The sequence below is a fragment of the Azospirillum oryzae genome, from assembly GCF_900177515.1.
GTDB classification, from domain to species: Bacteria; Pseudomonadota; Alphaproteobacteria; order Azospirillales; family Azospirillaceae; genus Azospirillum; species Azospirillum oryzae_A.
The window spans coordinates 93,146-112,009 of sequence record NZ_FXAK01000008.1 but is presented as its reverse complement, the minus strand read 5'-3'; the positions used below and the strand labels follow the sequence as shown (position 1 = coordinate 112,009).

Annotated in this window: 18 protein-coding genes; 13 read left to right on the top strand and 5 right to left on the bottom strand. The window is 67.0% G+C overall.

All coding sequences use genetic code 11. The features are described from left to right. Positions 1-205 precede the first annotated feature (205 nt). From B9N97_RS35225 to B9N97_RS26535, 3 genes are all read right to left on the bottom strand, one after another. Entirely contained in the window at positions 206-1,168 is a 963-nt protein-coding gene (locus B9N97_RS35225; protein WP_143266882.1) for a hypothetical protein, read from the bottom strand. A gap of 36 nt (positions 1,169-1,204) precedes the next feature. After that, positions 1,205-1,486 carry a hypothetical protein gene (locus tag B9N97_RS26540; protein ID WP_143266881.1) on the bottom strand — a complete coding sequence of 94 codons (282 nt, stop codon included), beginning with the start codon at positions 1,484-1,486 and terminating at the stop codon, positions 1,205-1,207. Between the two features lie 548 nt (positions 1,487-2,034). Further along, a complete protein-coding gene (locus B9N97_RS26535; RefSeq protein WP_143266880.1) occupies positions 2,035-2,739 on the bottom strand; it encodes a hypothetical protein in 705 nt (234 codons plus the stop codon). A 660-nt stretch (positions 2,740-3,399) separates the two neighbouring features. Between B9N97_RS26535 and B9N97_RS36845 the strand changes: the two genes are divergently transcribed. Beyond that, a complete protein-coding gene (locus B9N97_RS36845) occupies positions 3,400-4,104 on the top strand; it encodes a hypothetical protein (protein ID WP_085091172.1) in 705 nt (234 codons plus the stop codon). A gap of 53 nt (positions 4,105-4,157) precedes the next feature. Here the strand turns inward: B9N97_RS36845 and B9N97_RS26525 are convergent, their stop codons facing one another. Continuing rightward, entirely contained in the window at positions 4,158-5,462 is a 1,305-nt protein-coding gene (locus B9N97_RS26525; protein ID WP_085090843.1) for an acetylornithine deacetylase/succinyl-diaminopimelate desuccinylase family protein, read from the bottom strand. A 149-nt stretch (positions 5,463-5,611) separates the two neighbouring features. On the opposite strand from B9N97_RS26525, the gene B9N97_RS26520 reads away from it, so the two are divergent. From B9N97_RS26520 to B9N97_RS26510, 3 genes are all read left to right on the top strand, one after another. Next, positions 5,612-6,451 (top strand): 2-keto-4-pentenoate hydratase, encoded by an 840-nt coding sequence (locus B9N97_RS26520; RefSeq protein ID WP_085090842.1) that lies wholly within the window; start codon positions 5,612-5,614, stop codon positions 6,449-6,451. A gap of 110 nt (positions 6,452-6,561) precedes the next feature. Beyond that, positions 6,562-7,506, top strand: a complete 945-nt coding sequence (locus tag B9N97_RS26515; protein WP_244560940.1) for a DMT family transporter — start codon at positions 6,562-6,564, stop codon at positions 7,504-7,506. 74 nt (positions 7,507-7,580) lie between these two features. Continuing rightward, positions 7,581-8,027 carry a DoxX family protein gene (locus tag B9N97_RS26510; RefSeq protein WP_085090840.1) on the top strand — a complete coding sequence of 149 codons (447 nt, stop codon included), beginning with the start codon at positions 7,581-7,583 and terminating at the stop codon, positions 8,025-8,027. A 15-nt stretch (positions 8,028-8,042) separates the two neighbouring features. On the opposite strand, the gene B9N97_RS26505 is transcribed toward B9N97_RS26510, so the two are convergent. Then, on the bottom strand, positions 8,043-8,558 hold the full coding sequence (locus B9N97_RS26505; protein WP_085090839.1) for an adenine phosphoribosyltransferase: 516 nt from the start codon (positions 8,556-8,558) through the stop codon (positions 8,043-8,045). A 229-nt stretch (positions 8,559-8,787) separates the two neighbouring features. Here B9N97_RS26505 and B9N97_RS26500 point away from each other — a divergent pair, with 229 nt between their 5' ends. From B9N97_RS26500 to ade, 9 genes are all read left to right on the top strand, one after another. Beyond that, the gene (locus B9N97_RS26500) at positions 8,788-9,939 is read left to right on the top strand and encodes an ABC transporter permease (protein ID WP_244560939.1); all 1,152 of its coding nucleotides are present in this window, start codon (positions 8,788-8,790) and stop codon (positions 9,937-9,939) included. After that, on the top strand, positions 9,936-10,736 hold the full coding sequence (locus tag B9N97_RS26495; RefSeq protein ID WP_085090838.1) for an ABC transporter ATP-binding protein: 801 nt from the start codon (positions 9,936-9,938) through the stop codon (positions 10,734-10,736). The genes B9N97_RS26500 and B9N97_RS26495 overlap by 4 nt, the downstream gene beginning before the upstream one ends. Before the next feature lie 9 nt (positions 10,737-10,745). Then, positions 10,746-11,705, top strand: a complete 960-nt coding sequence (locus tag B9N97_RS26490) for an MlaD family protein (RefSeq protein WP_085090837.1) — start codon at positions 10,746-10,748, stop codon at positions 11,703-11,705. Positions 11,706-11,755: 50 nt separating this feature from the next. After that, positions 11,756-12,358 carry an ABC-type transport auxiliary lipoprotein family protein gene (locus B9N97_RS26485; RefSeq protein ID WP_244560975.1) on the top strand — a complete coding sequence of 201 codons (603 nt, stop codon included), beginning with the start codon at positions 11,756-11,758 and terminating at the stop codon, positions 12,356-12,358. A 112-nt stretch (positions 12,359-12,470) separates the two neighbouring features. Next, positions 12,471-13,235 carry a DUF6969 family protein gene (locus B9N97_RS26480; RefSeq protein ID WP_085090835.1) on the top strand — a complete coding sequence of 255 codons (765 nt, stop codon included), beginning with the start codon at positions 12,471-12,473 and terminating at the stop codon, positions 13,233-13,235. Positions 13,236-13,419: 184 nt separating this feature from the next. Then, complete coding sequence (locus B9N97_RS26475) at positions 13,420-14,556, top strand: SpbR family protein (protein ID WP_085090834.1); 1,137 nt, start codon at positions 13,420-13,422, stop codon at positions 14,554-14,556. Then, complete coding sequence (locus B9N97_RS26470) at positions 14,553-15,866, top strand: PAS domain-containing sensor histidine kinase (RefSeq protein WP_085090833.1); 1,314 nt, start codon at positions 14,553-14,555, stop codon at positions 15,864-15,866. Before B9N97_RS26475 ends, B9N97_RS26470 begins: the two co-directional genes overlap by 4 nt. A gap of 18 nt (positions 15,867-15,884) precedes the next feature. Then, a complete protein-coding gene (locus B9N97_RS26465) occupies positions 15,885-17,075 on the top strand; it encodes a GNAT family N-acetyltransferase (protein ID WP_085091170.1) in 1,191 nt (396 codons plus the stop codon). 66 nt (positions 17,076-17,141) lie between these two features. After that, positions 17,142-18,863 carry an adenine deaminase gene (gene ade, locus B9N97_RS26460; RefSeq protein ID WP_085090832.1) on the top strand — a complete coding sequence of 574 codons (1,722 nt, stop codon included), beginning with the start codon at positions 17,142-17,144 and terminating at the stop codon, positions 18,861-18,863. Position 18,864: the final 1 nt, after the last annotated feature.

The window sequence follows — 18,864 nt, the reverse complement described above, 5'->3', positions numbered from 1 at the left end:
GCATTCGTCACGGTGCAGAGAACGCCCTGTTACGTGCGATTAGGTGAGTTAGCCCGGCTTCTTGGGCGGAACACTACCTTTCTCAACCAAGCGCATAGGCGGGGGAGTGGGTTTCGGTTTCGGAGGCGGCGGAGGTGACGACGCGGAATCGTTCGACATGGCCAACCCTTCAAGGCTAGGTGACAGTCTTTAGATCAATAACCACCTAGCGGCTGGGTGGCAACGATCCATGGCTTTCGGGAGACTTGGAAGCGCCGTCAGTCTGAGCCGGGTGGCCAATCACCTGTTGCTGCCCATCTTCTTTCGGGCTTCCTTGGCTGTTATTGTTCCGACTTCCTTCGCCCCCCATGGGCCGATCTCGATGACGCGCATCAGGGGGGCTTTCGGCTTCGTCCGACTTGCCGGCTCCGGGCTCAACGGGGTGGAGAGGGACGGTTTGGTCTGCTTGGCCGGGTGCGGCAAGTCCGTTGCCTGGCTCTCTCGCTTCCCCATGTCTTCCTGCATTCGCATCTTTAGCTTCCCCGATATGTGCATTCGGTAGGCTTGATGATCCTGAGCGGGCATGGGAACCTCCAATCTGCCTATCTTGAATAATAGTAACACCAACAAGGATCAATGCCACGACCACGGCAATTACGAGCGTAGTGAACATTTTCGCCCGCATGTTAACCCGGGCGAGATTGATCCCCCTCAACGCCTCTGCGTATATAGCAAGTTGAGCAGTATAGGATTTCTGAATATCCCGTATTACGCCATCCTCGTTAACAGAACCGGAACTTCCTGCGCCATCTTTATGGTATTTGACAAGTTCTGTTGCATAATCGATAAGCTCAGACTCCTGCATTGGATGATATTGGTTCCGCTTTTTAGTAGCGTGATAAATAAGGACGGCGAGTATTAGCAATAAAATTGCCAGCAATACGCAAAGTACATATTCTGCAATGGTCAAGACATTAATCGGATGCAAGGACAAGGACGGTTTTACAAAACCCATCAGGGCAAGAAGGGCTGCAATCGATGTAGCAAAGAATGGTAAGCTACGGACTACATTTTCCTCTTGGTCCATCTCCCGTTTGAGACCTTCAGTTACGAGCTTTTCTACGTGCGCAGATACCTTGGATGGAATTTCAACAGGAGGTTCATTCGAGCTTGAATCAGCGTCGACCATCGAACTTCAATCTCCGTATCACATACATCCATATGTTCAGTAAAACTTGTTGGGTTCGACGCCGTGCTCGCTGACGAATTTCCGGCCATACCGCAGCAAGGCCGATGCCGCCTCTTCGGCGTTGTCGAAGGTCACGGCCGAGGGGTAGTAGATCCCGAGGGCATCCGCAGCCGGCCGGTAATGGTGGCTGATATCCCAGTTGAAGTGGCCCGCATCGAGGTTCCGGGACACCCGGCCGCGCACCACCAGGGTTTCCCCATCCTTGGCCTCATGGTTGAACAGATACTCCTTCACGACTTCGTAGACACTGGCGGCCATGCTGATCTCCGTTGGCGGAATGCCGCGGGCATACTTCGCCTTTGGCGCGCCAAGCATGGCAATGCATCGGTAGAGTCGCAAGCGCAGCCTTGAGCATTGCACCCTTTCCGGGCAGCCCGACTCGGCCCTGTGCGAACGGCGTTCGCGGTCCCCGGCCCCTAGATGTTGAGTCAAGGGGAGAGGAATCCTGGGTTGGGACCGCCCTGCCCGGCCGCGGATGGGCGATAATTCCCCGGCCCGGCTAAGTGCTTGATCCCATTGGCACAACCGAGGCTCCGAACAGGTTATCTGGAAAACGCCCCTACGCAACCGGAAGCGAGGGGGGGAGGGGCACTCTTAGATAGGGGGTCGCCAACGCCGACCCCGAAAATGCCCCGGCCGGCACGGAAAACCGTCCCGCCCTATCCTGCGTATATGACACGGGCGGCTCACGGGCTGTATCCACCCCCAAGCCTTATTCCCCAGCGTAGCGGAAGCATGACTCACGAACCGTCGGCAGAGCCGCCGCAGACCGGCACCCTCGCCAAGCTCCGCCACCACCATTCCCATTATCCAGCCTTGTCTTCAGACAGGCCGCTGGTGTCGAGATAGATCAGGAAATCACGACCGAGCGGCGCGATCTCGACCCCGTCAGGGGTCTGCAGCACCAGTCCGGAGCGCAGCAGGAACCCAAGCCACCTTTCGAATCCGTTTTGAGCGTAGTCCGGCGGGAACCGCTCAGCATAGCTTTGGAAGAACGCCCGCGCGTCAGCCAGCGTCACCCGCCCCTGCCCGTTGAGCCTCCGGAGTCCGGCGATCTGGCTGCCGAAGATCCGGCTGTAGACGGTGGCGTGCGCTGCCTCCAGCCGGGCGAGGGACAGCGCGCGCACCAGCGTCGGCACGCGCTCCGCCTCCGGCACACTGGCGAGTTCCTCGAACAGCCGCTGCTCGACGACGTTGACCGCCGGCCGCTCCGATGGCGGCAGCCGGGTGGGACCGGCGGGCGCCGGGACATTGGCAGGGGTTGGGGCGGCAGCCGCAACTGCGGGCTGTGGCAATGGGGCATTCACAGGCGGCTGCACCGCCTGCTGGCGCGGATCCGGAGCGCCCAGCTTCGCCTCAAAGCTGCCCGCCTTCAGGTCCATCTGGCGGTGAAAGAGGGAGCGCAACAGATCACCGAGATCCTTCCTCAGAACCAGCACCGCACCGCCAACCACCAGCGGCCATGCCATGGCCTTGGCCAAACCCACGACCATCTCGGCTTTATCCATCATGATCTCCACCAACAGCGGCGGACACCATCACCCGACATTTCACGCTTCGCAAGAACGAACACCATCAACTCATCCTAAGGACGCTGCCCCTGTTCCGTTTGCGGCGGGGCGCCGAGCGAACGTCGTTCGCGGGGGTGGAATAACTTCCACCCCCGCGCGAAGGCGTTGCAGAGCAGGGACTTACCCCCCTACAACCGGGGCGGGCTTTGGACGTTATGGAACATGAGGCGGCCGGGCGGGGCTGCTGGCCAGCCTGATCCGGATCGCCGCAGCGGTCCCGGCGAGCGGATCGCCCAGGGAGGTGCGGCGCCGTCAGCGCCGGATAAGGGCACCAGGCGCAGGGCCTCGATGTCGACGAACTGTCGGCCGCGGTGGAGATCGAGAAGTCGGCCGGGCCGGTGCTGGCCAGCCTGCCCCGGCTCCGGATCGCCGCCGGTGTGCCGGCGAGGTGGCCATGCGCCCCTTTCGCGACACTCTCAAGCGTCCGCTTCTGGCGCTTTGCGGTCGTTATCACTACAGCACCGCAAGCTAGACACCGGACCAGTGTCAAATCGCGGCTTCTTCAGGTGGTCACCCTCCGCACGTTTGCAAAACCCCGCCGCCAAAGGAAAATTTTCCTGTAGGCTCCTCCGCCAGCCCCCCCACTTGTGGAGTTTCGCCATGCCCGTCGATCCCCGCACTCTCGCCGCCGAAGCCCTTGGTGACCGTTACCCCTGCTGGGCCGAAGAGCCGCCGACGCCGTCCGAAGGCTCGCTGGTCCCCGGTTCGCAGTTCCACGAGGAACAATGGATCATGGCCGCCGGCATGCTGGCGCGCGGCAACAGCTTCCTGCAGGTCTCGCGCGCCATGGGCTGCAGCCGCACCACGCTCTGGCGCGCCTATTACGGATCGCAGGATTTCCGTCACAGGGTGTGGTGGGAAAGGCAGGCGCTGAACCGCGAGGCCGAGCTGCGCCTGTCCTCGCTGCGCGTCCTGGTCGCCGAACAGATCGAGCGGCTGGTGACCTCCGGCGACCCAGCGACGGTGCGCTGGCTGGCCGAGCGGCTCGGCCTCTTCGCCGGCCTCGACCTGCCGGCCGGCAAGCGTACTCCCGAGCCCGCCGCCGAACCTGCTCCCAAACCCGCCCCCAAACCCGAAGATCCCCCCGCCGTCACCGTCCCCGAACTGGACGACGACCTCCCCGGCGAACTGCGCGAGCGCATGCCGCCCAATCCGCAAGCCGTCGCCGCCATCCTGGCCCGCCCGGAATCGGCCGGCCCGAAGGGTGTCTTCCCCTGGACCGCCAACCAGTACGAGCACTACCCCAACCTCAACCCCGGCCCGGTGAGCCGCCGCGGCGCCGGCGCTTTCTCCTGGCGCCGGTAGATGGAACATCCGCCGGAACCTGTTCCACGCCGTTCCATCCGCCGCTCCCGCGGTCAGAAGCGCAAGCCCTCATCACCCCCCATCAACCCCATCGTCGCCAGCGCCATCACCTGGGCCGCCTTTACCATGTCGTCGATGCCGACCCATTCGTCGGGCTGGTGGGCGAGGTCGAGAATGCCGGGGCCGTAGGCGATGCAGTCCTTCAACTGGCCGACGCGGACCACATGCTTCTGGTCATAGGTGCCGGGGGAAACCACATGCTGCGCCGGGCGGCCCAGCACCGTTTCGATGGCGGCGGCCACCGCACGCACCACCGGCGCGTCGGCGTCGGTCATCGTCGGCAGGAAGGCCAACACCTCGCGCAGCTCGTACGCGAAGCCGGGGCGGGTGCGGCGCAGATCCTCCAGGATGGCGACGATCTCGCCGCGCACCGCCTCGGGGTCCTCCTCGATCAGGTATCGGCGGTCGATCACCATGCGGCAGCGGTCGGGCACCATCGGGCTGGGCAGGCCGTCATGGTCCTCGCGCTGGCCGCCATGGATGGCGTTGATGTTGATGGTGGATTGCCGCGCGCCCTCCGGCACCACCGGCATCTCGGTGCGCTTGGCGGCGAGGCGGGGGATCAGCTCGGTCTCGATCCGGTGCAGCACGGCGCCCATGTGGCGCACCGCGCAGTTGCCGAGGAAGGGCATGGAGCCGTGGGCGACGCGGCCCTGGGTCTCGATCTCCGCCCACCAGACGCCGCGATGGCCGATGCAGACGCGGTCGACGTTCAGCGGCTCCGGAATGATGACGTGGTCGACGCGGGGCCGGGAGAAATAGCCGAGCTTCGCCAGATGCCCGACGCCGCCATAGCCGCCCGATTCCTCGTCCACCGTGCCCGAGATCTCCAGGGCGCCGGCCGTCAGCAGCCCTTCCTCCAGCAGCGATTCCACGGCGATGATCGACGCGGCGATGCCGCCCTTCATGTCGCAGGCGCCGCGGCCATAGACCCGGCCGTCCTTCACCACCCCGCCGAAGGGATCGACGGTCCAGCCCTGGCCGGCCGGCACCACGTCGATATGGCCGTTGAAATGGACGCAGGGACCCGGCCGCGGCGCCTCGATGCGGGCGACGACGTTGGTGCGCGGATAGCGGTCGCTGTCGCCGGCCGCCCCCTCCGCCCGCACATACTCGACGGCGAATCCGCGCGCCGCCAGCCGCCGGCCGATCAGCTCGGCGCAGTCGGTATAGACGTCGCCCGGCGGGTTGACGGTGGGGATGCGGATCAGCTCCTGCGTCAGCGCGACCAGATCGTCGCGCCGCGATTCGATCCGGCGGAACAGCAGCTTGGTTGCGGCGTCGGTGTCGGAACGCATGGCCTCTCCCGCGGCAAGGACCGGTCCAGTGTCTCCGCAACCGGATGGTCCGTCCACCCCGCCTTTCGGGAAGTTCGCTTGTGCGGCGCACTTTCCCCCGCCGGCCGGGGCCGCTACAGTCGCGGCGCCCTTCAGCGGAGAAGCTTTCCATGACCGTCACGCACCCCATCGGGCTGAGCGCCCCGACCCTGGCCGACCCGGTGATCGCCGAGGCCGCGGCCCGCTTCGTCGCCGCCCGCCGCAGCGCGACCGGCCTCGCCGAGTTCCCCGGCCCGCTGCCGGCCGACCTCGCCACCGCCTACGCCATCCAGGCGACGGCGACCGCCGCCTGGCCCGACGAGGTCGCCGGCTGGAAGGTGGCGCGGGTGCCGCCGGCGCTGGAGGAGACGCTGGGCGCCATGCGCTACATCGGCCCGATCTTCGCCCGCATGGTGTCGGCCGCCGACGGCGGGCCGCTGAGCTTCCCGGTCATTCCCGGCGGCTTCGGCGCCGTGGAGGCGGAGTTCGCGGTGCGCATCGCTGCCGACGCCCCCGCCGACAAGCTGGACTACAGCCCGGCGGAGGCCGCCGCCTTCATCGCCGCCGTCCATGCCGCCATCGAGGTGGCGGGCGGGCCGCTGGCGCCGGTCAACACGCTCGGCCCCACCGCCTCGACCTCCGTCTTCGGCAACAACACCGGCCTGATCGTCGGCGAGGAGATCGTCGGCGGGGTGGAGGGCGCCGACGCCCTGCGCGCCGAGGTGTTGATCGACGGGCAGAGCGTCGGCGTCGGCAGCGCCGCCAAGCTGCCGGGCGGCATCGCCGCCGCGGTCGCGGTCGCGCTGGGCATGGCGGCGCGGCTGGGCCGGCCGCTGAAGGCCGGGAATTGGGTGTCCACCGGCGCCCTGACCGGCGTTCACGCTATCGCCATCGGCCAGCAGGCGCGGGTGACCTTCACCGGCCTCGCGCCGATGTCCGGCACCGCCGTCACGGCCGAGGCGGTCGCCTGACGCAATCCAGGGTATGGCGGCGGTCATGGCCGGCCGCCGCCTTGGTTGAAGCCAAACGGCGGCGGGGATGCTTGAATGGCGGCCCCCCTCCTGCCGCCGGAACCGCCGCCTTGTCCCAGTCCAGCCTGTCCTCCGAAGCCGCCGCGACGCGGTTCCTGCCGCCGGTCCAGATGCTGGCCGGGCTGGGCCTTGCCGTGGCCGGGGTGATCGCCTTCTCGCTGCGGCCGGTCATCATCAAGCTGGCCTACCGCTACAACGTCGATCCGGTCACCCTGATCATGCTGCGCATGGTCTTCGCACTGCCCTTCTTCCTCGCCATGGCGCTGTGGTCGGGGGTCAAGAAGGGGGAGCGCGCGCCGATCGCCGGCCGCGACCTCGCCCTCACCGTGGCGCTCGGGATCACCGGCTATTACGCCGCCAGCTTCTGCGATTTCCTGGGTCTGCGCTATGTCTCGGCCGGGATGGGGCGGCTGCTGCTGTTCCTCTACCCGACCATCGTCGTGGTCCTGTCCGCCCTGTTCCTCGGCAAGCGCATCGGCCTGCGCGAGGTGGTGGCGCTGGTGGTCTCCTACGCCGGCGTCGCCCTGGTGGTGTGGTCGGAGGTCGGGACCGGCCATCCCGACTTCATGACCGGGGCCGGACTGGTCTTCATGGGGGCCTTCCTCTATTCGATCTATCTGGTCGGCAGCAGCCGGGTGGTGCAGCGGATCGGCTCCATGCGCTTCACCGCCTATGCGATGACGGCGGCCTGCCTGTGCTGCATCCTGCAGTTCCTGCTGCTGCGCCCGCTGTCGGCGCTCGACCTGCCACCGGCGGTCTTCGGGCTGTCGGTGGTGATGGCGGTGGTCTGCACCGTGCTGCCGGTGCTGATGACGGCGGAGGCGCTGCGGCGGGTCGGCCCTAATCTGGTGGCGCTCAGCGGCGCCATCGGCCCGGTCGCCGCCGCCGTCTTCGGCTATCTGGTGCTGGCGGAGCCGATGGGCTGGCTGCAGCTGGCCGGCGCCGCCCTGACCGTGGCCGGTGTCATGATCATCAGCCTGTGGAGAACGACCTGAGCCCGCATTTTTCCATGGAATAACCGCCGCCCCGCCGCCGTCCCATTCCAAACCCATCGGGAAAGAGACAAGCGATGACGAACCATGCCACCACCTATGAGACCGGCGCCGCCACCGGCGGACAGGATGCGCTGCTGCTGGCGGCCCGCGTGCTGCTGGGCGCCATCTTCGTGCAGAGCGGCTTCGGCAAGCTGATGGCGCTCGGCGGCTTCATCGCCGGGATGGAGAGCCAGGGCGTGCCGCTGGCCACGATCGTCGCCCCCATCGGCGCGCTGGTCGAGGCGTTCGGCGGGCTTGCCATCATGCTGGGCGCCTGGACCCGGCTGGCGGCGCTGGCGGTTGCGGTCTTCACCGCCGCTGCGACCCTGATCGCCCACCGCTATTGGGACGCGGCGCCCGACGCCATGAAGATGCAGCAGATCCAGTTCATGAAGAACCTCGCCATCATCGGCGGCTTCCTGTCACTGGTCGCATCGGGGGCCGGGCGCTTCAGCGTCGACGGCTGGCGCGCCCGCCGCTGATTTTAAGCCTGGACCTCACTCGTCATACGCCGTCAGCGAGACACTGGGCACGTCGATCCGATCACGGCCGTTCAGGAAGGTCAGCTCCACCAGGAAGGCGGCGGCGCGGACGTCGGCGCCGACCTGACGCAGCAGGTTGATGGCGGCGGCCATGGTGCCTCCGGTCGCCAGCAGATCGTCCAGCACCACCACGCGCTGGCCGGGCTTCACCGCGTCGGCCTGAACCTCGATGGTGTCGGTGCCGTATTCCAGGTCGTAGGAATGGGCGATCTTGTCGCCCGGCAGCTTGCCGTGCTTGCGCACCATAATGAATCCGATGCCCAGCGCCAGAGCCAGCGGGGCGGCGACCAGGAAGCCGCGCGATTCGATCCCGACCAGCAGATCGGGCTTGTGCGGGCGCACCGCCTCGGCCAGCTCGTCGATGGCGGCCTTCCAGGCGGCGCCGTTCGCCAGCAGCGGCGAGACGTCGTAGAACAGGATGCCGGGCTTCGGGAAATCCGGAATGCCGCGGATATGGTCTTTCAGGTTCATCGAAGGGCTTGTCCGTCAAGAATCGTGTGCCGGCATGAACGGCCCGGTCCGCCGCCCGGCACTCTAGCGGCTGCCCACCCCGGCGCAAAGCCGGGAATGGACGCTTTGGCGGTGCCGCCTTTTTACCGCATGGGGTTGACCATCTGGCGATGCTCGGCCACGTTCCAGGCGCACCGGCCACGTACCGGTGGATGTGCGGAGGCGTGCGGCGGAGCCTGTGGCTGGGACTTTGACAAAGCAAGGGACGGCGGACGAGGCGCGGATCGATGCCGGTCCGGAGGACGGCGGGTGGCGGATCGGCGCCGTCGGGCGCTGGACCCTGCATGGCGCCGCCGCCGCGTCCGATGCGCTCGACCGTGCACCGAAGCCGCAGCACGGTGCGGCCGTCCGGATCGATCTCGCGCGGGTGGAGGCGCTCGACACCGTCGGCGCCTATCTGCTGAGCCGGCTGGCCGACCGGCTGGGGGCCGCCGGGCATGCGGTGTCGGTCATCGGCTTGCGGCCGGACCATGCCGCCCTGTTCAACGCCGTGCGCGACGCCGGCAAGGCGCCGCCCCATCCGATCGAGCGCGAGCATCATCCGATTCTCGACATGATCGTCCGCACCGGCGAAACGACGGTGAACGCCGTCAAGGAAATCCTGGACCTCGTCGGTTTCCTCGGCCTCGTCACCGTCACCTTCGCCCGGCTGATCCTGCGCCCATCGCGCCTGCGCCTGACCTCCGTCCTGTTCCACATCGAGCAGACCGGGCTGAACGCCCTGCCGATCCTGGGGCTGCTGTCCTTCCTGATCGGCGTGGTGCTGGCATTCCAGGGGGCGGACCAGCTGAAGCGCTTCGGGGCGGAGCTGTATGTCGTCAACCTGCTGGGCATCTCCGTCCTGCGCGAGATCGGCATCCTGATGACGGCGATCATCGTCGCCGGCCGCTCCGGCTCCGCCTTCACCGCCCAGATCGGCACCATGAAGGTGAACCAGGAGGTCGACGCCATAGGCACCATGGGCCTTGACCCGGTGGAGCTTCTGGTGGTGCCGCGGGCGCTGGCGCTGATGATCACCCTGCCGCTGCTGGCCTTCTACGCCGACGTGATGGGGCTGTTCGGCGGCGCGGTGATGGCCTATGCCACGCTGGACATCACCTTCGGGCAGTTCATCCGCCAGCTTCACAGCGCGGTGGGCATCAACACGGTGATCGCCGGCCTGATCAAGGCGCCGGTCTTTGCCCTGGTGATCGCCATGGTCGGCTGTTACGAGGGGCTGAAGGTCTCCGGCAGCGCGGAGAGCGTCGGCATCATGACCACCAAGGCGGTGGTGGAGGGCATTTTCCTGGTGATCGTCATCGACGCGGTCTTCTCCGTCCTCTTCTCCATGCTGGGGGTATGATGGCAGGATCTCCCGTCATCCGCGTGCGAGGACTGGTCACCCGCTTCGGCCCGCAGACCGTCCATGACGGCCTCGACCTCGACGTCGAGCGGGGGGAGGTGTTGGGTGTCGTCGGCGGCTCCGGCACCGGCAAGTCGGTGCTGCTGAAGGAGATCCTCGGCCTGATCGACCCCGCCGCCGGGCGGATCGAGCTGCTGGGACACGATACCGCCGAACTCGATCGGGCGGAGCGCACGGCGCTGCAGGCCCGCACCGGCGTGCTGTTCCAGAACGGCGCCCTGTTCAGTTCCATGACGGTGGCGGAGAATGTGATGCTGCCGCTGAAGGAGCACACCGACCTGCCCCCCGCGCTGATCGCCGAGGTGGCGCGGGTGAAGATCGCCATGGCCGGGCTGCCGCCCGATGCCGGCACCAAGCATCCGGCGCAGCTGTCCGGCGGCATGATCAAGCGCGCCGGTCTGGCCCGCGCGCTGGCGCTCGATCCCGACATCCTGTTCCTCGACGAACCGACCGCCGGCCTCGACCCCATCGGTGCCGCCGCCTTCGACACGCTGATCCAGGGATTGCAGCGCAGCCTGGGGCTGACCGTCTTCATGGTCACCCATGATCTGGACAGCCTGACTTCGATCTGCGACCGCATCGCCGTGCTGGTCGACAAGAAGATCCGGGTCGGGACCCTGGCCCAGCATCTGGCCGATCCGCACCCGTGGATCCACGATTACTTTCACGGACCGCGCGGCCGCGCGGCCCTCGACGCGAAAGAGCGCAATGACGCTCGCCAGCTTGCGAAAGGGTAGGGGCACGTCATGGAAACCCGCGCCAGCTATATCCTGGTCGGCAGCTTCGTGCTGGCGCTGGTCGCCGGCCTGCTGGTCTTCACCGCCTGGATCGCCAAGGTCCAGCTGGACGAGACGCGCGAGACCTACCGCATCTATTTCACCGGTTCCGTCACCGGGTTGCAGCAGGGAAGCCCGGTGCGCTACCGCGGCGTGCCGGTGGGCACCGTGTCGGACATCCGGCTCGACCCCGACAACGTGACGCGGGTGCGGGTGACGATCGAGGTGCAGAACGGCACGCCGATCATGTCCGATTCCATCGCTTCGCTGGAGGTGCAGGGGATCACCGGCGGCGCCTATGTCCAAATTTCCGGCGGGGCGATGGGTGGCAAGCGGCTGACCGCCACCGATGCCGACGGCGTGCTGACCATCCCGTCGCGGCCCAGTTCGCTGACCGCGGTGGTGGACAGTGCGCCGCAGCTGGTCAACCGCTCGCTGGAGGTCATCACCAAGCTTGGCGAGATGCTGAACGGCGAGAACCAGAAGGCGATCGGCGACATCCTGGCCAATGCCCGTACCATCAGCGCCGAGCTTGCCCGCGCCAGTGCCGGCCTGGAGGAAACCATGACCCAGGCGCGGCGGACGCTGAACGGGTTCGAGACGGTCGGGCCGCAGCTGGACCGCACTCTGGCACAGACGCACGACACGCTGGCGACGGTGGACGGCACCGCCAAGCAGTTGGGCGGCGAGGCGCGCGAATTGCTGCGGTCGCTGAAGCGCACCTCCGACACGCTGAACGGTCTCGTCGCCGAAAACCGCGAGCCGGTGCGCGACTTTACCGCCACGGGACTGTATGAACTGACATTACTGATCACCCAGCTGCGCGATCTGTCGGGCCAGCTGTCGCGGGTGGTCACCCGGATCGAGAACGACCCGTCGAACTTCCTCTTCGGCGGGACGCGGCAGGGCGTGGAGGTGCGTGGGAAATGAGGCGTGCGAGGATGGAGCGAAGCGGAACTGCAGGGGCTGTCTTGCGCAGGATGCTGGGGGCCGCCATGCTGCTGGGGCTGGCCGCCTGTTCGACGCTGAACCCGACGGCGCCGCATCTCTACACCCTGACCCCGCGGGCCACCGTCGCTCCCGGCCCCAAGGCCGACTGGCAATTGCTGGTGGAGACGCCGTCGGCTGCGGCGGGGATCGACACGCCGCGCATCGCCCTGGCCCGCACGCCGACCTCGCTCGATTATTTCGCCGATGTGTCCTGGGCCGACCGGGCGCCGAACATGGTGCAGGGGCTGATCGTCCAGACCTTCGAGGACAGCGGCCGCATCGTCTCGGTCGGGCGCGACACGGTGGGGCTGCGCTCCGACTATGTGCTGAAATCGGAACTTCGAGATTTCCAGGCCGAATACGCCACGCCGGGTGCCGCCATGTCCGACCGGGTGCATGTGCGCCTGTCGGCCAAGCTGGTCGCCATGCCGCGCCGGACCATCGAGGCCGGAGAGACCTTCGAAGCGTCGGCACCGGTGCGTGGACGCTCCTTCACCGACGTGATCGCCGCCTTCGACGAGGCGCTGGGCCGGGTCACCGGGGAATTGGTGACTTGGTCGCTGTCGCAGCGTTTCCACCCTTCCGGCAGCTGAACGGCCAAGCGCAGGCCTGGCTGCAACCGCAGGTGCGACAATCGAAAAGACCTTGCCACGCCCGCATAGCCGCGTACGTAATAGGGGTGTTCGCGCAGCGCAGGATCGGGCGATGACGGATTTGTCGGACGTGTCCCGGGAAGAGTTGGAGGCAATGGCCGAGGCGGGACGCGAGGTGCGCCTGTGCCAGCGCGTCCTGGCCAAGACCGGCGACACGGTGGTGGGCGAGCTTCTGCGCGGTCACGGCACGCTGTACGAGTGGAAGCACTATCCGCCCGGCGACGTCTACGACGCCGAATTCCATGCCCAGTATTACTATCACTGCCATCCCGAAGGCGAACGGCCCAACGGGGAGCATGGGCATTTCCACACCTTCCTGCGTCCGCACGGCATGCCGCCGGGGCTGCAACCGGCACCGCTGGCCGATTTTGCGCCACCGGACAACGACAACGATGCGCTGTCCCACCTGATCGGCATCGCCATGGACGTGGCCGGCCAGCCGGTGCGGCTGTTCACCACCAACCGCTGGGTGACCGGGGAGACCTGGTACAAGGCGGACGACGTGATCGCCATGCTCGATGCCTTCGAGGTCGATCATGCCCGGCCGTCCTGGCCGGCCAACCGCTGGATCACCGCGATGATGCGGCTGTTCCGCCCGACCATCGTCGAATTGCTGCGCGACCGCGACACCGCCATCCAGCGCTGGGCGGAAAGCCATCCCGACGCCTACGTCTACGAGGACCGCAGGCTGGAGGTCGCCTCGCAGCGCCACATCTCGGTGGAGCAGCAGATCGCCGAGGTGGCGCTGCATCTGCGCGGGACGCGGCGACGCCGATCCATCCTGCCGGAGCCGCCCAGCTTCGTCGGAATGCCGTAAGCGGCTCCTCCTTTCTCAGGCTTATGGCCAAAGGCCATGGGCTTATGACCGCAGGGCGTTAAGGAAGGTTCAACCGTTTCGGAAGATCCTTGATGGTGTGGACAAGTCTCCGCCCACATTCGCGCGGGTTTTGCGTTCCGCAACCCATATGGAGACGGACCAGGGCAGGAAGGGTCCGGCACCCATGAGTGACGGTTTCAAGTCGGGTCATCTGACCCAACAGGACGTGGCGCGGCTTCTGGCCGACCCGTCGCCGAACAGCCGGACCGATCTGGCCGCCAAGCTGGCTCAGCAGTTCGACAGCCCGGAGCTGTCGCAGTCGGAGCGCCAGTTGGCGGAAGACATCATCCGCGTGATGGTCAAGGACACGGTCCTGCGTGTCCGCCAGACGCTGGCGGAGAATCTGAAGTCCAGCCCCTCCCTGCCGCGTGACGTCGCCCTGACCCTGGCCCGTGACGTGGAGGCGGTGGCGATCCCGGTGCTGAGCGTGTCCACCGTGCTGACCCCGGCCGATCTGGTCGAGATCGTGCGGACGGGTGCGGAAGCCAAGAGCACCGCCATCGCCCAGCGCCCGACCGTGCCGGCCGTGGTCGCCGACGCGCTGATCGAAAGCGGGTCCGAACACGCGGTCGCGGCGCTGGTCGCCAATGAGGGGGCGGAGCTTGGCGAGCAGAGCCTGGGCCGCGTCATCGACCGCTTCGGCGCCAGCGAGGCGGTGCAGGACCCGCTGGTCCACCGCTCCAAGCTGCCGATCACCATCGCCGAGCGTCTGGTCGCCGTCGTGTCGGAACGGCTGCGCCAGCATCTTGTCTCGCACCATGAATTGCCGTCGAAGGTCGCGTCGGAGCTGATCCTGCAGAGCCGAGAACGGGCGACCGTGGCCCTGTTCACCGGGGAGAGCGACGAAGGCGCGCTGGACCGGCTGGTGACCCAGCTTGCCCGCACCGGCCGTCTGACGCCGTCGCTGCTGGTCCGCTCGCTGTGCACCGGCGACATCGCTTTCTTCGAGATGGCGATGTCGCGCATGGCGAACGTGCCGCTGACCAACGCCCGGCTGCTGATCCACGATGCCGGACGGCTGGGGCTGAAGTCGCTGTATGACAAGGCGAAGCTGCCGCCGGCCCTGCTGCCGGCCTGCCGCATCGCCATCGACGTGCTGAAGGAGACCCCCTATGACGGCGAACCCGGCGACCGCGAGCGCCACCGCCGTCGCGTCATCGAGCGCATCCTGACCCAGTACGAGGATCTGGCGCCGGAGGATCTGGAGTTCCTGCTGGCGAAGTTGGGCGACATGATGCAGCCGGAAAACGCCGCGGCGTGACTGATCCGACCTTTTTCGCCGGCCCGGCCGACACCATCCGCCGGCTGGAACGCCGCATCGCAGAGTTGGAAGCCGCACTGCGCCAGAGCGAGGCGCGGGCCGGGGAGGCGCGCTTCCGCTCCCTGTTGCGCACGGCGGCCAGCATCATCCTGGTGCTGGGCGAGGACGGTCGCGTGCTGGAGGCCAACCGTGATGCCGAACGCGCCTTCGGGCTGGAGGCCGGCACCGCCATCGGGCGCCCCTGGACCGAGATGATGGGAGAGCAGCCGACCGGCGCCTTCGCCGCCCAGCTCAAGGTCGCTGCCGAGGGAATGGAGGTGCGCAATTTCGAGCAGGCCCTGCGCGAGCAGGACTGCATGAGCGAACGTGTGCTTCTGTGGAACCTGAACCGGCTGCCGGAGGCCGACGGCCCGCCGGCGGGCATCCTCTGCGTCGGCCAGGACATCACCCGCCGAAAGCGGGCGGAACTGGCTCTGCGCCAGGCCCGCGACGAACTGGAGATGCGGGTGGCCGAGCGCACCCGCGCTTTGATGCAGGAGGTCCAGGAACGCCGGCGCGCCGAACAGGCGCTGATCCAGGCCAAAGAGCAGGCCGAACTCGCCAACCGCGCCAAGAGCGAGTTCCTCGCCAACATGAGTCACGAGTTGCGCACGCCGCTGAACGCCATCATCGGCTTCTCCTCGATGATGGAGAGCGAGATCGTCGGGCCGCTCGGCCATCCCAAATACCTTGACTATGCCAAGGTGATCGGCAAGTCGAGCCAGCATCTGCTGGCGGTCATCAGCGATATCCTGGACGTCGCCAAGATCGAGGCTGGCAAGCTGGAAATGCATCCGCAGCCGATGGACGTGCGGGACGCCGTGGAAAGCTCGCTTCTGCTGATCGCCGAACGGGCGGAGGAAGGCGGGTTGACCCTGACCCAGGACATCGCCCCCGAAACGCCCCGCCTGCTGGGCGACCCGGTGCGGGTGAAGCAGATCCTGCTGAACCTGCTGACCAACGCGGTGAAGTTCACCCCCGCCGGCGGCTGTGTCGCCCTGCGGGTCCGCCCGGAAGCCGGCCGCATTCTGATCGAAGTGGCCGACAGTGGGATCGGCATGAATGCGGAGGGCATCGCCGTCGCCCTGCAGCCCTTCGGCCAGGTCGACAGTCAACTGTCCCGCCGCTCCGGCGGCACCGGACTGGGCCTGCCGCTGGTGCGGTCCTTCGTCGATCTGCTGAACGGCACGCTGGACATCCGCAGCCGTGAGGGGGAAGGCACGACGGTCAGCGTGCGGCTTCCGGTGGCGCCGCCCTACGACGGGGATTAATCAGGGAAATACATGGTCATGCGGCAGGGACCGGTTGCGCGGGACGGCGACCGGCAGGACGAACCGTTGTCGGTCGCGATGGTGTTCGGGATTTCCGGGGTCGATCCGCTGGAATGGGATGCCTGTGCCGCCGGCAAGGGGCCGTTCCTGCGCCATGCCTATCTGAGCGCGGTTGAAGACGGCGGACTGGCGGTGCCGGAAAACGGCTGGCGCCCGGCCCATATGATTGCGCGGGATGTGTGTGGCCGGATGGTTGGCGCAGCGCCCCTCTATCTTCGGGACCGGTCCACGGACGAATTCTGGCCCGATCAGGCCTGGATCGACAGCTTCCAGGCCTCGGGCGGACGCTATTTTCCGAAACTGGTCATGGAGGTCCCCTACACGCCGGTGACCGGCGCGCGGATATTGCTGCGGGAGGGGGCGCCATCCGGCGTAGCAGACGCGCTGTCAGGGGCCATGCGTTCGCTGGCCCACAAGCATGGTCTGTCTTCCATCCATGTGGGCTTTCCGGACGAGGAGGACCGCGCCCATTTCGAACAGGCGGGATGGTTGACCCGCCATGCCGTCGATTACGAATGGCGGAACGCGGGCTATGGCGACTTCACCGATTTCACCGCCGCCCTGTCGAGCCATCGGCGCAGCGTGATGCTGTGGGAACGCCGTAAGGTCAGGGAGAGCGGGGTACGGTTCCGCGACCTGCCGGGCAGCCGGGTCGGAGAGGCCGATGTCGTTGCTTTCCTGGATCTGCTGGCTGACCTTCATAACCGTCGGGGCAGGCGTCAGGCGCTGACGATGGATTTCGTTCTGCGGCTCTGTGCGACCTTCGGCGATGCCGTGACGCTGACCTTCGCCGAATCCGTCGGAGTTGCGATCGGCGCCCTGTTGACCATCGAAGGAGAAGGCTGCCTCTATGTCCGTAGCTGGGGGGCGAGGGAGGGTGCGCGACTGGTCCATTTCGAGACCTGCTATTACCGCACCGTCGAACAGGCGATTGCCCGGGGTTTGAACCGGGTGGACGGCGGGCGCGGCGGCCCGCACAAGCTGGCGCGAGGATTCCTGCCGAAACTCTCCCATGCCTGCCACTGGTTCCTGCACACCAACATGCGCCGCGCGGTGGCGGAAGGGCTGCAACTGGACAACGCCAAGGTTCTCGCCGCCTTCACGCAGGAGCAGGCCCGCTCCCCATTCCGTCGGCAGGCTGGCCGTTAGCCGCTTGCACGGCACGGCGCGCCGGGCCACTTTCCCTCTTTGAATAGACGACAGGCGGAGTGGGACATGTCGGTCAGCCGGGCAGTGGGGCGGGACGATCTGAAGACGCGCATCGGGCAGGCGCTGGGCGAAGCGAAGGCCGATCTGGTCATCAAGAACACGCGCTTTCTCAACGTCGTCACCGGTGAGATCGCTGAGGGCGACATCGCCGTCTGCGGCGAGGTCATCGTCGGCACCTACGAGTCCTATGACGGGGTGGAGGAGATCGACGGGCGCGGACTGACCGTGGTTCCGGGCTTCATCGATACCCATGTCCACTGCGAATCCACCTGCGTCACCCCGCAGGAGTTCGACCGCTGCGTCCTGCCCCGCGGCACCACCACCGCCATCTGCGACCCGCACGAAATCTGCAACGTGCTGGGCGAGCAGGGCCTCAGCTATTTCCTCGACAGCGCCGGCGGCACGGCGCTCGACCTGTTCGTTCAGTTGTCCTCCTGCGTGCCGGCGACGGAGCTGGAGACGTCGGGTGCCCGGCTGGAGGCGCCGGACCTGATCCGCCACATGGACCATCCCCGCGTGCTGGGGCTGGCGGAGTTCATGAACTTCCCCGGCGTCTTCCATAAGGTGGACGGGGTGCTGGACAAGTTGGCCGCCTTCGATGGGCGTCACATCGACGGCCACGCTCCGCTGGTGTCGGGGAAGGAATTGAACGCCTATCTCTCCTGCGGCATCCGCAACTGCCACGAGACGACCAGCGCCTATGAGGCGATGGAGAAGCTGCGCAAGGGCATGCAGGTGCTGATCCGTGACGGGTCGGTGTCGAAGGATGTCCATGCCCTGGCCGAAATCATCAAGCCGGAGACTTCGCCCTTCCTCGGCTTCTGCACCGACGACCGCAACCCGCTGGACATCGCGGAGGAGGGGCACATGGATCACCTGATCCGCAGCGCCATCCGCCTGGGCGCCCCGGTCGCTCATGTCTACCGCGCCGCCACATGGTCGGCCGCCCGCGGCTTCCGCCTGTACGACCGCGGGTTGGTGGCGCCGGGTCATCGCGCCGATCTGGTCCTGCTGGACGATCTGGAGGATTGCGCGGTCAACCGGGTCATCCGCAACGGCAAAATCGTCGGCCCTCACAGCTTCGACGGCCGGCCGGCGGTGACGCCGGTGGGGCTCGATTCGGTGAAGCTGGAGCCGGTGGCCGAGGAGGATTTCGCCGTGCCGGCCGGCGGGTCGGTCCAGTCGGTGATCGGGCTGGAGCCGGGCAAGATCCTGACCGAACACCGGAGGATCGAGGTGCCGGTGGTCGGCGGCCGGATGGTGGCCGATCCGTCGCGCGACCTTCTGAAAATCTGCGTCTTCGCCCGCCACGGCAGCAACCGAAACATCGGCCGCGGTTTCGTCCAGGGCTTCGGCTTCACGGAGGGGGCGCTGGCCTCATCGGTCGGTCATGACAGCCACAACATCTGCGTGGTGGGTGCCAGCGACACCGACATGCGCATCGCGGTGAACCGGTTGATCGAGCTGCAGGGCGGTTTCGTCGCCGTGCGCAACGGGCAGGTGGTCGGCGAACTGGCGCTGCCGCTGGCCGGGCTGATGAGCCTGGAGCCGTTCGAGACGGTCGAGGTGAGGCTGCGGTCTTTGCGCGCCGCCGTCCGCGCCATGGGCTGTCCGCTGGCCGAGCCCTTCCTGCAACTGGCCTTCCTGCCGCTGCCGGTCATCCCGCACCTGAAGATCACCGACCGCGGCATGGTCGATGTCGACCGTTTCGAGCTGATTGCCGCCTGAT